Annotated in this window: 15 protein-coding genes; all 15 read left to right on the top strand. The window is 41.2% G+C overall.

Annotated features, from left to right (window positions below):
* Positions 1-9 precede the first annotated feature (9 nt).
* Entirely contained in the window at positions 10-879 is an 870-nt protein-coding gene (gene licA, locus SM12261_RS05580) for a choline kinase LicA (RefSeq protein WP_000411223.1), read from the top strand.
* A complete protein-coding gene (locus tag SM12261_RS05575; protein ID WP_049500425.1) occupies positions 869-1,747 on the top strand; it encodes a DMT family transporter in 879 nt (292 codons plus the stop codon). The genes licA and SM12261_RS05575 overlap by 11 nt, the downstream gene beginning before the upstream one ends.
* 11 nt (positions 1,748-1,758) lie before the next feature.
* Positions 1,759-2,448, top strand: coding sequence for a sugar phosphate nucleotidyltransferase (locus SM12261_RS05570; RefSeq protein WP_000643976.1), 690 nt, complete (start codon positions 1,759-1,761; stop codon positions 2,446-2,448).
* 87 nt (positions 2,449-2,535) lie between these two features.
* The gene (gene dprA, locus SM12261_RS05565; protein WP_000705318.1) at positions 2,536-3,384 is read left to right on the top strand and encodes a DNA-processing protein DprA; all 849 of its coding nucleotides are present in this window, start codon (positions 2,536-2,538) and stop codon (positions 3,382-3,384) included.
* 269 nt (positions 3,385-3,653) lie between these two features.
* Positions 3,654-5,741, top strand: coding sequence for a type I DNA topoisomerase (gene topA / locus SM12261_RS05560; RefSeq protein WP_000179664.1), 2,088 nt, complete (start codon positions 3,654-3,656; stop codon positions 5,739-5,741).
* A gap of 256 nt (positions 5,742-5,997) precedes the next feature.
* Positions 5,998-6,357 (top strand): YbaN family protein, encoded by a 360-nt coding sequence (locus SM12261_RS05555; protein ID WP_001220352.1) that lies wholly within the window; start codon positions 5,998-6,000, stop codon positions 6,355-6,357.
* Between the two features lie 92 nt (positions 6,358-6,449).
* Positions 6,450-7,082: a copper homeostasis protein CutC gene (locus SM12261_RS05550; RefSeq protein WP_000638813.1), complete on the top strand. Its 633-nt coding sequence runs from the start codon at positions 6,450-6,452 to the stop codon at positions 7,080-7,082.
* 42 nt (positions 7,083-7,124) lie between these two features.
* Positions 7,125-7,781 (top strand): MmcQ/YjbR family DNA-binding protein, encoded by a 657-nt coding sequence (locus tag SM12261_RS05545; protein WP_000461578.1) that lies wholly within the window; start codon positions 7,125-7,127, stop codon positions 7,779-7,781.
* 314 nt (positions 7,782-8,095) lie between these two features.
* On the top strand, positions 8,096-9,658 hold the full coding sequence (locus SM12261_RS05540) for a 2-isopropylmalate synthase (RefSeq protein ID WP_001261087.1): 1,563 nt from the start codon (positions 8,096-8,098) through the stop codon (positions 9,656-9,658).
* A gap of 11 nt (positions 9,659-9,669) precedes the next feature.
* On the top strand, positions 9,670-10,707 hold the full coding sequence (leuB, locus tag SM12261_RS05535; protein WP_000162564.1) for a 3-isopropylmalate dehydrogenase: 1,038 nt from the start codon (positions 9,670-9,672) through the stop codon (positions 10,705-10,707).
* Positions 10,704-10,973: a DUF1294 domain-containing protein gene (locus tag SM12261_RS05530; protein WP_000762433.1), complete on the top strand. Its 270-nt coding sequence runs from the start codon at positions 10,704-10,706 to the stop codon at positions 10,971-10,973. The genes leuB and SM12261_RS05530 overlap by 4 nt, the downstream gene beginning before the upstream one ends.
* A gap of 3 nt (positions 10,974-10,976) precedes the next feature.
* Positions 10,977-12,359 carry a 3-isopropylmalate dehydratase large subunit gene (gene leuC, locus SM12261_RS05525; protein WP_000907579.1) on the top strand — a complete coding sequence of 461 codons (1,383 nt, stop codon included), beginning with the start codon at positions 10,977-10,979 and terminating at the stop codon, positions 12,357-12,359.
* A gap of 9 nt (positions 12,360-12,368) precedes the next feature.
* Positions 12,369-12,962, top strand: coding sequence for a 3-isopropylmalate dehydratase small subunit (leuD, locus tag SM12261_RS05520; protein ID WP_000410618.1), 594 nt, complete (start codon positions 12,369-12,371; stop codon positions 12,960-12,962).
* Between the two features lie 27 nt (positions 12,963-12,989).
* The gene (locus SM12261_RS05515; protein ID WP_000160498.1) at positions 12,990-13,769 is read left to right on the top strand and encodes an L-threonylcarbamoyladenylate synthase; all 780 of its coding nucleotides are present in this window, start codon (positions 12,990-12,992) and stop codon (positions 13,767-13,769) included.
* 198 nt (positions 13,770-13,967) lie between these two features.
* Positions 13,968-14,954, top strand: a complete 987-nt coding sequence (locus SM12261_RS05510; protein WP_000931177.1) for a GMP reductase — start codon at positions 13,968-13,970, stop codon at positions 14,952-14,954.
* Positions 14,955-14,981: the final 27 nt, after the last annotated feature.

Below are 14,981 nucleotides of genomic sequence, written 5' to 3'. Positions count from 1 at the left end.
AGGTTAATTGTGGAGAAAATCATTAAAGAGAAAATTTCTTCCTTACTTAGTCAAGAAGAGGAAGTCCTCAGTGTTGAACAATTGGGGGGAATGACCAATCAAAACTATTTGGTCAAAACAACAAATAAGCAATACATTGTTAAGTTCTTTGGTAAAGGGACAGAAAAGCTTATCAATCGTCAAGATGAAAAGTACAATCTTGAACTACTAAAGGATTTAGACTTAGATGTAAAAAATTATCTTTTTGATATTGAAGCTGGTATCAAAGTAAATGAGTATATCGAATCTGCGATTACGCTTGATTCAACGTCAATCAAGACTAAATTTGACAAAATTGCTCTAATATTACAAACCATTCATGCATCTGGTAAGGAATTAAGGGGAGAATTTGCTCCTTTTGAAGAAATCAAAAAATACGAATCCTTAATTGAAGAAAAAATCCCGTATGCTAACTATGAAGCAGTTCGAGAAGAAGTCTTCTCCTTAGAGAAAAGACTGGCTGACTTAGGTGTTGACAGAAAATCTTGTCACATCGATTTGGTGCCTGAAAACTTTATCGAATCACCTCAAGGACGTCTATATCTGATTGACTGGGAATATTCATCAATGAACGATCCAATGTGGGATTTAGCTGCCCTCTTTTTAGAGTCTGAATTCACTCCCCAAGAGGAAGAAGTCTTCTTGTCACATTATGAAAGTGACAAAACACCTGTCTCTCGAGAAAAGATTACTATTTATAAAATTTTACAAGATACTATTTGGAGTTTATGGACTGTCTATAAGGAAGAGCAAGGTGCAGATTTTGGTGACTATGGTGTAAGTCGTTACCAAAGAGCTGTTAAAGGTTTAGCTTATTATGGAGGTTCAGATGAAAAATAAAAATGGAGTTTCTTTTGGTCTACTCTCAGGTATTTTCTGGGGGTTGGGTCTAACGATTAGTGCTTATATCTTTTCGATTTTTACAGATTTGTCGCCCTTTGTGGTGGCTGCTGCTCACGATTTCTTGAGTATCTTTATCTTACTAGCTTTTCTTTTGATAAAAGAAGGGAAAGTTCGTCTCTCAATTTTCTTAAATATTCGCAATGTTAGTGTTATTATCGGAGCCTTATTAGCAGGCCCTATCGGTATGCAGGCCAATCTTTATGCGGTTAAGTATATCGGAAGTTCCTTAGCTTCATCTGTGTCGGCTATTTACCCTGCGATTTCGGTTTTATTGGCTTTCTTCTTTTTGAAGCACAAGATTTCAAAAAATACTGTATTTGGGATTGTCTTGATTATTGCAGGGATTATTGCTCAGACCTATAAGGTTGAACAGGTCAATTCCTTCTACATTGGGATTCTCTGTGCTTTGGTTTGTGCTATTGCATGGGGAAGTGAGAGTGTTCTTAGCTCTTTTGCCATGGAAAGTGAATTGAGTGAAATCGAAGCCCTCTTAATCCGTCAAGTAACTTCATTCTTGTCCTATCTTGTGATTGTGCTCTTCTCTCATCAGTCATTTGCAGAAGTGGCCAATGGACAATTGCTAGGTCTTATGATTGTCTTTGCAGCCTTTGATATGATTTCCTATTTGGCTTATTATATCGCTATCAATCGCTTGCAACCAGCCAAGGCTACAGGCTTGAACGTGAGTTATGTAGTTTGGACAGTCTTATTTGCAGTTGTTTTCTTGGGTGCACCGCTAGATATGCTGACAATTATTACGTCACTTGTCGTCATTGCTGGAGTTTATATTATTATTAAAGAATAAAGGAGATTCGTGTGAAAGCCATTATCTTAGCAGCGGGATTGGGAACTCGCTTGCGTCCTATGACTGAAAATACCCCTAAAGCCTTGGTTCAGGTTAATCAAAAACCCTTGATTGAATACCAAATTGAGTTTTTAAAAGAAAAAGGAATCAATGAAATCATCATCATTGTTGGTTACCTTAAAGAACAATTCGATTACTTGAAAGAAAAATATGGTGTTCGCCTCGTCTTCAATGATAAATACGCTGACTACAATAACTTTTACTCTCTCTATCTTGTAAAAGAAGAATTAGCTAACAGTTATGTTATTGATGCCGATAATTATCTCTTTAAAAATATGTTCCGCAATGATTTGACACGTTCGACTTATTTTAGTGTTTATCGTGAAGATTGTACCAACGAATGGTTCTTGGTCTATGGAGATGACTACAAGGTTCAAGACATTATTGTTGATAGCAAGGCGGGTCGCATCCTTAGTGGTGTATCCTTCTGGGATGCTCCAACTGCAGAAAAGATTGTCAGCTTTATCGATAAGGCCTATGCAAGTGGTGAATTTGTTGATCTCTACTGGGATAATATGGTTAAGGATAATATCAAAGAGCTGGATGTCTATGTTGAAGAATTAGAAGGCAATAGCATCTATGAAATCGATAGTGTCCAAGATTATCATAAATTAGAAGAAATTCTTAAAAACGAAAATTAAAGATTCCAACATCTGGCTGAAATAGTCGGATGTTTTTTGATTTTTTTACGAATAAATAGATGAGTAGAAAAAGAAATGGAGTTATTTATGAAAATCACAAACTATGAAATCTATAAATTGAAAAAATCAGGTTTGACCAATCAACAGGTTTTGGCAGTTCTAGAATACGGTGAAAATGTCGATCAAGAACTTTTGTTGGGTGATATTGCAGAAATATCAGGTTGCAGAAATCCAGCTGTTTTTATGGAACGTTACTTTCAGATAGACGATGCGCATTTGGAGAAGGAGTTTCAAAAATTTCCATCTTTCTCTATTTTAGATGACTGTTACCCTTGGGATTTGAGTGAAATATATGATGCGCCTGTACTTTTATTTTACAAGGGAAATCTTGACCTCTTGAAATTCCCGAAGGTAGCAGTCGTGGGCAGTCGTGCGTGTAGCAAACAGGGAGCTAAGTCAGTTGAAAAAGTCATTCAGGGCTTGGAAAATGAACTGGTTATCGTCAGTGGCTTAGCCAAGGGCATTGACACAGCAGCTCATATGGCAGCTCTTCAGAATGGCGGAAAAACCATTGCAGTGATTGGAACAGGACTGGATGTGTTTTATCCTAAAGCCAATAAACGCTTGCAAGACTACATCGGCAATGACCATCTGGTTCTAAGTGAATACGGACCTGGTGAACAACCTCTGAAATTTCATTTTCCTGCCCGTAATCGTATCATTGCTGGACTTTGTCGTGGTGTGATTGTAGCAGAGGCTAAGATGCGTTCAGGTAGTCTCATTACCTGTGAGAGAGCAATGGAAGAAGGGCGCGATGTCTTTGCTATTCCTGGTAGCATTTTAGATGGACTATCAGACGGTTGCCATCATTTGATTCAAGAAGGGGCAAAATTGGTCACCAGCGGGCAGGATGTTCTTGCGGAATTTGAATTTTAATACTCTTCGAAAATCTCTTCAAACCACGTCAGCATCACCTTGCCGTAGGTATGGTTACTGACTTCGTCAGTCTCATCTGCAACCTCAAAGCAGTGCTTTGAGCAACCTGCGGTTAGTTTCCTAGTTTGCTCTTTGATTTTCATTGAGTATAAGAAGAAAGTCCGCTTACTAGATAAACTTTTCTTCTATATATAGTAGCTAAGTCTTGACAGTTATGGCAAAATGGTTTACACTTTATAAAGTTTATTACTTTGAAAAGGTGTGATACTGTGGCTACGGCAACAAAAAAGAAAAAATCAACAGTTAAAAAAAATCTAGTAATCGTGGAGTCGCCTGCTAAGGCCAAGACGATTGAAAAATATCTAGGCAGAAACTACAAGGTTTTAGCCAGTGTCGGGCATATCCGTGATTTGAAGAAATCCAGTATGTCTGTCGATATTGAAAATAATTATGAACCGCAATATATCAATATTCGAGGAAAGGGCCCTCTCATCAATGACTTAAAAAAAGAAGCCAAAAAAGCTAATAAAGTCTTCCTGGCGAGTGACCCGGACCGTGAAGGAGAAGCGATTTCTTGGCATTTGGCCCATATTCTCAACTTAGATGAAAATGATGCCAACCGTGTGGTCTTCAATGAAATCACCAAGGATGCGGTCAAAAATGCTTTTAAAGAACCTCGTAAGATTGATATGGACTTGGTCGATGCCCAACAGGCTCGTCGTGTCCTAGACCGTTTGGTAGGCTATTCGATTTCGCCTATTTTGTGGAAGAAGGTCAAGAAGGGCTTATCAGCAGGGCGCGTTCAATCTATTGCGCTTAAGTTAATCATTGACCGTGAGAATGAAATTAATGTCTTTCAGCCTGAAGAATACTGGACAATTGATGGTGTCTTTAAAAAGGGAACCAAGCAATTTCAGGCATCCTTCTATGGAGTAGATGGCAAAAAGCTGAAACTGACTAGCAATGATGAGGTCAAGGAAGTCTTGTCTCGTCTGACTAGTAAAGACTTTTCAGTGGATCAGGTGGATAAGAAAGAGCGCAAACGCAATGCTCCATTACCTTATACTACTTCATCTATGCAGATGGATGCTGCCAATAAAATCAATTTCCGTACTCGAAAGACCATGATGGTTGCCCAACAGCTCTATGAAGGGATTAATATTGGTTCTGGTGTCCAAGGTTTGATTACTTATATGCGTACTGATTCGACCCGTATCAGTCCTGTAGCCCAAAATGAAGCTGCAAGTTTCATTACGGATCGTTTTGGTAGCAAGTATTCTAAGCATGGTAGCAAGGTTAAAAATGCTTCAGGTGCTCAGGATGCCCATGAGGCTATTCGCCCGTCTAGCGTTTTTAATACACCTGAAAGTATTGCTAAGTATCTGGACAAGGACCAGCTCAAGCTCTATACCCTTATCTGGAATCGTTTTGTGGCTAGCCAGATGACAGCTGCTGTCTTTGATACTATGGCTGTTAAATTGTCGCAAAATGGAGTTCAATTTGCTGCCAATGGTAGTCAGGTTAAGTTTGATGGTTATCTTGCCATTTATAATGATTCTGACAAGAATAAGATGTTACCGGACATGGCTGTTGGAGATGTAGTCAAGCAGGTAAATAGCAAACCAGAGCAACATTTCACTCAACCGCCTGCTCGCTATTCTGAAGCGACACTGATCAAGACCTTGGAGGAAAATGGGGTTGGCCGTCCGTCAACCTACGCACCAACAATTGAAACCATTCAGAAACGTTATTATGTTCGCCTTGCAGCCAAACGCTTTGAACCGACAGAGTTGGGAGAAATTGTTAATAAGCTCATCGTTGAATATTTCCCAGATATCGTAAACGTGACCTTTACAGCTGAAATGGAAGGCAAACTGGATGATGTCGAAGTCGGAAAAGAGCAGTGGCAACGTGTCATTGATGCCTTTTACAAACCATTCTCTAAAGAGGTTGCCAAGGCTGAAGAAGAAATGGAGAAAATCCAGATTAAGGATGAACCAGCTGGATTTGACTGTGAAGTGTGTGGCAGTCCAATGGTCATTAAACTTGGTCGTTTTGGTAAGTTCTACGCTTGTAGCAATTTCCCAGATTGCCGTCATACCCAAGCAATCGTGAAAGAGATTGGTGTTGAGTGTCCAAGTTGTCATCAGGGACAAATTATTGAACGTAAAACAAAACGTAACCGCCTCTTCTATGGTTGCAATCGCTATCCAGACTGTGAATTTACCTCTTGGGATAAGCCTGTTGGTCGTGACTGTCCAAAATGTGGCAACTTCCTTATGGAGAAAAAAGTCCGTGGTGGTGGTAAGCAGGTTGTATGTAGTAATGGCGACTACGAAGAAGAAAAGATTAAATAAGAGGAGGAGCCCGAAAGTAAATTTCAGGCTCTTTTGGTTAGAACTTGACAAAATTCACCATTGTATGCGAAACTAGAAGAAGATTATTTTATACTCAATGAAAATCAAAGAACAAACTAGGAAACTAGCTGCAGGTTGCTCAAAGCACTGCTTTGAGATTGCAGATAAGACTGACGAAGTCAGGAACCATACCTACGTCAAGGCGACGTTGACGCGGTTTGAAGAGATTTTCGAAGAGTATTAACTAGGAGTAGTTATGCGTATTATTTATCTTATTATTGGTTTTTTATCGCTGGCCTTGGCTATTGTTGGGGTCGTTTTACCCTTGTTGCCTACAACGCCTTTTCTTTTGTTGTCTATTGCTTGTTTCTCCAGAAGTTCTAAGCGCTTCGAAGATTGGCTTTACCATACCAAGCTCTATCAAGCATATGTTGCTGATTTTCGCGAGACTAAGTCTATTGCGCGTGAACGAAAGAAAAAAATCATCGTATCTATCTACATCTTAATGGGAATTTCCATTTATTTTGCCCCTCTTTTACCAGTCAAAATCGGTCTTGGTGCTTTGACCATCTTTATCACCTATTATCTTTTCAAGGTCATTCCAGACAAAGAATAGTTAAAATAGTAGTTATTTGCCTTGATAAAATTGAAAGCATATTCACAACAATATGATATAATAAATTCAAAGTAATACTCAAGGAGAATCAAATGATTTACGAATTTTGTGCTGAAAATGTGACCTTGCTTGAAAAAGCGATGCAGGCTGGAGCTCGTCGAATCGAACTCTGTGATAATCTTGCAGTTGGTGGGACAACACCAAGCTATGGAGTAACCAAGGCAGCGGTTGAATTGGCAGCTAACTACAATACGACCATCATGACCATGATTCGTCCACGTGGTGGCGACTTTGTCTATAATGACCTAGAAATTGCTATTATGCTAGAAGATATTCGTTTGACTGCTCAGTCTGGAAGTCAAGGAGTTGTATTTGGGGTTTTAACTGCTGATAAGAAGTTGGATAAACCTAATCTTGAAAAGTTAATTACTGCATCAAAAGGGATGGAAATTGTCTTTCACATGGCCTTTGATGAATTGAGCGATGAAGATCAACTGGAAGCTATTGACTGGCTCAGTCAAGCTGGAATCACTCGAATCCTGACTCGTGCGGGTGTGTCTGGAGACTCGCTAGAGAAACGCTTTGCTCGCTATCACAGAATTTTGGAGCGTGCTAAAGGTAAAATTGAAATTCTACCTGGTGGGGGGATTGACCTTGACAACCGTCAAACCTTTATCGATCAGCTAGGTGTGACACAATTGCACGGAACTAAGGTTGTCTTTTAAAAAATAGAAAGGAACTGCTGCTTAGGGTAGCAGTTTTCACTTATGTTTGAAATTTTTAAATCCTATCAGTTTAATCAAGAAAAAGCTCATGCTTATGGTTTTGTAGAAAATAGTGGAGTCTGGACCTATAGTTGCCAGATTTTGCAAGGTGACTTTGTCATGGTTTTGTCCATCACTGCTGATAATGTGAGTTTTCAAGTCTTTGACCAGGAGACTGGTGACCTCTATCCTCAAGTCTATATGGAAAGTTTTAAAGGAAGTTTTGTTGCAAGTGTCCGTGAGGCTTGTCTGGAGATTCTCTACCAGATTCGGAAGGCTTGTTTTGATGTGCAGGATTATATCTGTCCTCAGACTAAACGAATCATGACTCAAGTTCAGGAAAAGTATGGTAATCAGTTGGAGTATTTGTGGGAGAAATCGCCTGATACGGCAGTGTTAAGACATGAAGGCAATCAAAAGTGGTATGCCGTTTTGATGAAAATCTCTTGGGATAAGCTGGAAAAAGGAAGAGAGGGACAAATGGAAGCAGTCAACCTCAAGCATGACCAAGTAGCTGATTTGCTTTCACACAAGGGCATTTATCCAGCTTTTCATATGAATAAACGTTACTGGATTAGTGTGGCGCTTGATGATACTTTATCAGATGAAGAAGTACTGGAATTGATGGAAAAAAGTTGGAACTTAACCACTAAAAAATGAAACATTTCAAGATTTTTCAAGAACTTTCAATTAGCAAAATATTCTCTACTGAAGAAATTTTCAGAAAATATTGAATTTTTTTCTTGACAAGTACTTTTGCCTATGCTAAAATACTAAACAAGATATCAAACGAAGGAGAAAGTCAAACATGAAAACAGCTAAGTTTAATCAATTTGCTTTGTTGTTGAGGTACTCGGGCTAGTGCAAAAAGCATTAGTCCTGTTTGGCTTACCAAGCGGGAGTGAATCAACATCTCGCTTGGACTTCTGAGCGAGATGTTTTTTTAAAACCACATTTGGAAAAGGGGAAATCTTATGAGAACAGTTGAATTTCTAGATACCAGCCTTCGGGATGGAGAACAGACACCGGGTGTTAACTTTTCAATCAAGGAAAAAATTGCCATTGCAAGACAGCTGGAGAAATGGGGTATTTCAGCCATCGAAGCTGGTTTTCCAGCGGCGAGTCCTGATTCATTCACAGCAGTTCAGGAGATTGCCAAAGTCTTGAAGAAAACAGCGGTAACTGGTCTGGCACGCTCTGTCAAATCTGATATTGATGCTTGTTATGAAGCTCTCAAGGATGCCAAGTATCCACAGGTTCACGTCTTTATCGCTACCAGTCCGATTCACCGTAAGTATAAGCTCAATAAGAGCAAGGAAGAGATTTTGGAAGCAATCAGTGAGCATGTCTCTTATGCACGTTCCAAGTTTGAAGTGGTCGAATTCTCTCCTGAAGATGCGACCAGAACGGAGTTGGATTTCCTCCTGCAAGTTGTTCAAACAGCGGTCGATGCAGGTGCATCTTATATCAATATCCCTGATACGGTAGGATTTACCACACCAGAGGAATACGGAGCTATCTTCAAATACTTGATTGAGAATGTCAAGACGGAACGTCAGATTATCTATTCGCCTCACTGTCATGATGACCTTGGAATGGCAGTAGCTAATAGCCTTGCTGCTGTCAAGAACGGAGCAGGACGTGTTGAAGGGACTATCAATGGTATCGGGGAGCGAGCTGGTAATGCTGCTTTGGAAGAAATTGCAGTGGCCCTCAGTATTCGTCAAGATTACTATCAAGCAGAAACTAGTATTGTTTTAAATGAAACCATCAATACGTCAGAAATGGTTTCTCGCTTCTCAGGTATCCCAGTTCCTAAAAACAAGGCCGTTGTTGGTGGCAATGCCTTTTCTCATGAATCTGGTATTCACCAAGACGGAGTCCTTAAAAATCCTCTTACTTATGAGATTATCACCCCTGAATTGGTCGGTGTCAAGAGTAACAGCCTCCCACTTGGAAAATTGTCAGGTCGCCATGCCTTTGTTGAAAAACTAAGAGAACTGGCCTTAGACTTTACAGAAGAGGATATCAAACCACTCTTTGCTAAGTTCAAGGCATTGGCCGACAAGAAACAAGAAATCACAGATGCAGATATTCGTGCTCTGGTAGCTGGAACCATGGTTGAAAATCCAGAAGGCTTCCACTTTGATGATTTACAACTTCAAACTCATGCAGATAATGACATTGAAGCACTCGTTAGCCTAGCCAATATGGATGGTGAGAAAGTTGATTTCAATGCGTCAGGGCAAGGTTCTGTTGAAGCAATCTTTAACGCTATCGATAAGTTCTTTAACCAATCCGTCCGCTTGGTGTCCTATACTATTGACGCTGTGACAGATGGAATTGATGCCCAAGCTCGGGTTTTGGTCACTGTTGAAAACAGAGATACAGAAACCATCTTTAATGCAGCAGGGCTTGATTTCGATGTACTGAAAGCATCTGCTATTGCCTACATCAATGCTAATACCTTTGTTCAAAAAGAGAATGCTGGTGAGATGGGACGCAGTGTTTCCTATCGTGATATGCCTAGTGTGTAAAGGAGAAAGCTATGACAAAGAAAATAGTAGTTCTGGCAGGGGATGGAATCGGCCCAGAAATCATGGAGGCTGGTTTAGAAGTTTTGGAAGCTCTAGCTGAAAAAACAGGCTTTGACTATGAAATAGACAAACGACCTTTTGGAGGTGCAGGAATTGATGCAGCAGGCCATCCTTTACCTAGTGAAACCCTCAAAGCATGTAGAGAAACAGATGCCATTCTCCTAGCGGCTATCGGTAGTCCTCAGTATGATGGAGCAGCGGTTCGCCCTGAACAAGGCTTGCTAGCTCTCCGTAAGGAACTCAATCTCTATGCCAATATTCGCCCTGTAAAAATCTTTGACAGTCTCAAGCATTTGTCACCACTCAAACCGGAACGAATTGCTGGTGTAGACTTTGTTGTGGTACGGGAGTTGACAGGTGGGATTTATTTTGGGGATCATATTCTTGAAGAAAGAAAAGCGCGTGATATCAACGACTATAGCTATGAGGAAGTGGAGCGGATTATTCGCAAAGCCTTTGAAATCGCAAGAAGTCGGAGAAAAATCCTTACCAGTATTGATAAGCAAAACGTGTTGGCAACATCAAAACTCTGGCGGAAAGTAGCTGAGAAGGTCGCAAAGGATTTCCAAGATGTGACCTTGGAACACCAGCTAGTCGACTCAGCTTCCATGCTTATGATTACTAATCCTGCTAAGTTTGATGTCATCGTGACGGAGAATCTTTTCGGAGATATTCTATCTGATGAATCAAGCGTTCTATCTGGCACACTTGGGGTTATGCCATCAGCCAGTCATTCTGAAAATGGACCAAGTCTCTATGAACCTATTCACGGTTCAGCACCTGATATTGCAGGTCAAGGAATTGCCAATCCTATTTCCATGATTTTATCAGTGGCCATGATGCTGAGAGACAGCTTTGGACGTTATGAGGATGCAGAGCGTGTCGAGCGTGCTGTTGAGGCAAGTTTGGCAGCTGGTACATTAACGAGAGATATAGGAGGACAGGCTTCGACCAAGGAAATGACGGAAGCTATTATCGCAAGGTTATGAAGTTAGACGAAAAAATTACTCTAGTCCTTTTGATTTGGAATGTCATCATTTTCTTGATTTATGGCATTGACAAATCCAAGGCGAGGAGAAGAGCTTGGCGCATCCCTGAGAAAATCTTACTTATTTTAGCCTTTACTTGTGGTGGTTTTGGTGCTTGGTTAGCAGGAATCATCTTTCATCACAAGACTCGAAAATGGTACTTTAAAACAGTTTGGTTTCTTGGGATGGTGACCACACTAGTAGCCTTATATTTTATTTGGAGGTAATGGATGGCAGGAAAATCGATTTTTGATAAATTGTGGGACCGTCATGTCATCACAGGAGAAGAGGGGCAACCCCAACTCATGTATGTGGACCAGCACTATATTCATGAAGTGACCAGCCCTCAGGCATTTCAAGGATTACGAGACGCAGGTCGTAGATTGAGACGACCAGACTTGACATTTGGAACCTTTGACCACAATGTCCCGACAGTCAATATCTACGATATTCGAGATGTGATTTCTAAGGTACAAATTGATAAGCTTGCTGAAAATGTTGAGGAATTTGGGATCGAACATGCTGCCCACGGTTCTGAAAAGCAAGGAATCGTTCACATGGTTGGTCCAGAAACAGGAAGAACTCAACCAGGGAAATTCATCGTCTGTGGGGATAGCCATACAGCAACCCACGGGGCTTTCGGAGCAATCGCTTTTGGAATTGGGACCAGTGAGGTCGAACATGTCTTTGCGACACAGACCCTCTGGCAGGTCAAACCCAAGAAAATGCTGGTGGAATTCACTGGTGTTCCTCAAAAAGGAGTTTATTCCAAGGATTTCATTTTAGCTTTGATTGCCAAGTACGGCGTTGCTTGCGGCGTTGGCTACGTGGTGGAATATCGTGGACAAGCTATTGATGCACTGAGCATGGAAGAACGAATGACCATCTGCAATATGTCCATCGAGTTTGGATCCAAGATGGGAATCATGAATCCAGATCAAACCACCTATGATTATCTCAAAGGACGGGAATGTGTTCCAGAGGACTTTGAAGAGGCTGTGGCAGATTGGAAGACCCTTGTCAGTGATGAGAATGTCGTTTACGATAAGGTTATCCAGATGGATGTTTCAGACTTGGCTCCTATGGTGACCTGGGGAACCAACCCTGCTATGGGGGTTGACTTTGACAGTAGATTCCCAGAAATTAAGGATATGAATGATGAGCGAGCCTACAATTACATGGACTTGGAGCCTGGTCAAAAGCCAGCTGATATTGAACTAGGCTATATCTTTATCGGTTCTTGTACTAATGCTCGTCTCAGCGACTTGCAACTGGCTGCGCGATTTGTTAAAGGGAAGAAGATTGCTCCTAACTTAACGGCTATCGTAGTCCCAGGCTCTCGTCCTGTCAAACGAGCTGCTGAGAAGTTGGGCTTGGACAAGGTTTTCCTAGACGCTGGTTTTGAGTGGAGAGATCCAGGTTGTTCTATGTGCCTAGGGATGAATCCAGACAAGGTCCCTGATGGTGTTCACTGCGCCTCAACCAGCAATCGAAACTTTGAAGACAGACAAGGCTTTGGCGCTAAGACTCATCTCTGTAGTCCAGCTATGGCAGCTGCGGCAGCTATTGCAGGGCGTTTCGTAGATGTTCGGCAAATGCCAGAAGCCCAGTAAGGAGAGGATATGGAGAAATTTACAGTTTATACGGGAACGACCGTTCCTCTCATGAATGATAATATCGACACCGACCAAATCCTACCCAAGCAGTTTCTCAAGTTGATTGATAAAAAAGGCTTTGGTAAGTACCTCATGTATGCTTGGCGTTATCTGGACGACAAGTATACTGAGGATCCTGACTTTGTCTTTAATCAGCCTGAATATCGTAAAGCCAGTATTCTTATCTCAGGGGATAACTTTGGGGCAGGTTCTTCGAGGGAACATGCAGCTTGGGCCTTAGCAGACTATGGTTTTAAGGTCGTGATTGCAGGATCTTTTGGGGATATTCATTACAATAATGAACTCAATAATGGCATGTTGCCTATTGTTCAGCCTAGAGAGGTTAGAGAAAAGCTAGCCCAGCTCAAACCGACTGACCAGGTAACTGTGGACTTGGAACAACAGAAAATCATCTCACCGGTTGGAGAGTTCACTTTTGAAATTGATAGCGAGTGGAAACACAAGCTCTCAAATGGTTTGGATGATATCGGAATTACCTTGCAGTATGAAGATTTGATTGCTGCCTATGAAAAACAACGACCAGCCTACTGGCAGGATTAGAAGAAAATTAGAAAAGGAAATAGAACTATGACAAAACACATTCAATGGAACGGAACACTTTCACAAGAAGGCTATGACATTTTAAAAGGTGAGGGCGGATGTATCGTTTGCCCTACTAAAGTTGGTTACATTATCATGACCAGCGATAAGGCAGGACTTGAGCGTAAGTTCGCAGCCAAAGAGCGTAACCGTAACAAACCAGGTGTTGTTCTCTGCGGTAGCATGGATGAGCTTCGTGCTTTAGCACAACTTAACCCAGAAATTGAAGCCTTCTACCAAAAACATTGGGATGAAGATATTCTTCTTGGTTGTATCCTTCCTTGGAAACCAGAAGCTTTTGAAAAACTCAAAGCATACGGTGATGGTCGTGAAGAGCTGATGACTGACGTGCGTGGAACGAGCTGTTTTGTTATCAAATTTGGTAAAGCTGGTGAACAATTGGCTGCCAAACTTTGGGAAGAAGGCAAGATGGTTTATGCCTCATCAGCTAACCCATCTGGAAAAGGAAACCGTGGTAAAGTAGAAGGTATTGGAGAACGTATCGAAGGAGCAGTGGACCTTGTTATCGAGGCAGATGACTACGTTGCTTCTATCCAGCCTGACAAAACGATTGAAACTCGCTATGAGCAAGGTGTGATGGTGTCTATGGTCGATAAGGACGGCAAACTCATCCCAGAACAAGGAGGAGCTCGCTCAACTTCACCAGCACCAGTTGTGATTCGTAAAGGACTTGACATTGATAAAATCATGATGCACCTTTCAGACACCTTTAACTCATGGGACTACCGCCAGGGTGAGTATTATTAGAATAGAGAAGGAGTGGGGAGAAAACAATTTCCCCTCTTTTTTCTATTTACGCAAGAAAAATCCGAACATTATATTTTAATTTATAAAATTATTTGACAAAATCTGTACTTTGATTTATAATTAATTAAGGAAACGTCGGAAAAGGCGTAGAGATGCGCAAGCATAGGTAGGTCATTACAAAAGAAACGAGACATCGATATGTTAAATGAATTTCCAATTTTTGATTACGAAGATATTCAATTGATTCCAAATAAATGTGTCATTAAAAGCCGTGCAGAAGCGGATACAAGTGTCACTTTAGGAAATCACACCTTTAAACTACCTGTTGTGCCAGCTAATATGCAAACGATTTTGGATGAAAATGTAGCAGAGCAACTGGCTAAAGGTGGTTACTTCTACATTATGCACCGTTTTGATGAGGCAGGACGTATTCCTTTTATTAAGCGCATGCATGAGCAAGGGCTTATTGCTTCTATCTCTGTCGGTGTTAAGGATTATGAGTATGATTTCGTTAGCCAGCTCAAATCTGATGCTCCTGAGTACATCACGATTGACATTGCCCACGGTCATGCGGATAGCGTGATTTCTATGATTCAACACATCAAGAAAGAATTGCCAGATACCTTTGTCATTGCAGGAAATGTGGGAACACCAGAAGCTGTGCGTGAATTGGAAAATGCTGGTGCGGATGCTACTAAGGTCGGAATCGGTCCAGGTAAGGTTTGTATCACCAAGGTCAAGACAGGTTTTGGTACAGGTGGTTGGCAATTGGCTGCCCTTCGTTGGTGTGCCAAGGCTGCACGTAAACCGATTATTGCTGATGGAGGAATTCGTACTCACGGTGATATTGCCAAGTCTATCCGCTTCGGTGCTAGCATGGTCATGATTGGTTCCCTCTTTGCAGGACATATTGAAAGTCCAGGGAAAACGATTGAAGTCGATGGTGAACAGTTCAAAGAATATTATGGTTCAGCCTCACAATATCAAAAAGGTGCTTACAAAAATGTGGAAGGCAAACGTATCTTGCTTCCTGCTAAAGGTCATCTGCAAGACACTTTAACTGAGATGGAACAAGACCTTCAAAGTGCTATTTCTTATGCAGGTGGACGTCAGGTTGCTGACCTTAAACACGTTGATTATGTTATCGTGAAAAACTCCATCTGGAATGGGGATGCTTCCCACTAAGACGGGCTATCTCACTAGAAAAAAACT

Source organism: Streptococcus mitis NCTC 12261, from assembly GCF_000148585.2.
Taxonomy (GTDB): Bacteria; Bacillota; Bacilli; order Lactobacillales; family Streptococcaceae; genus Streptococcus; species Streptococcus mitis.
Note: the sequence above shows the minus strand (reverse complement) of the source record. Positions and strands in the feature narration are given on the sequence as shown.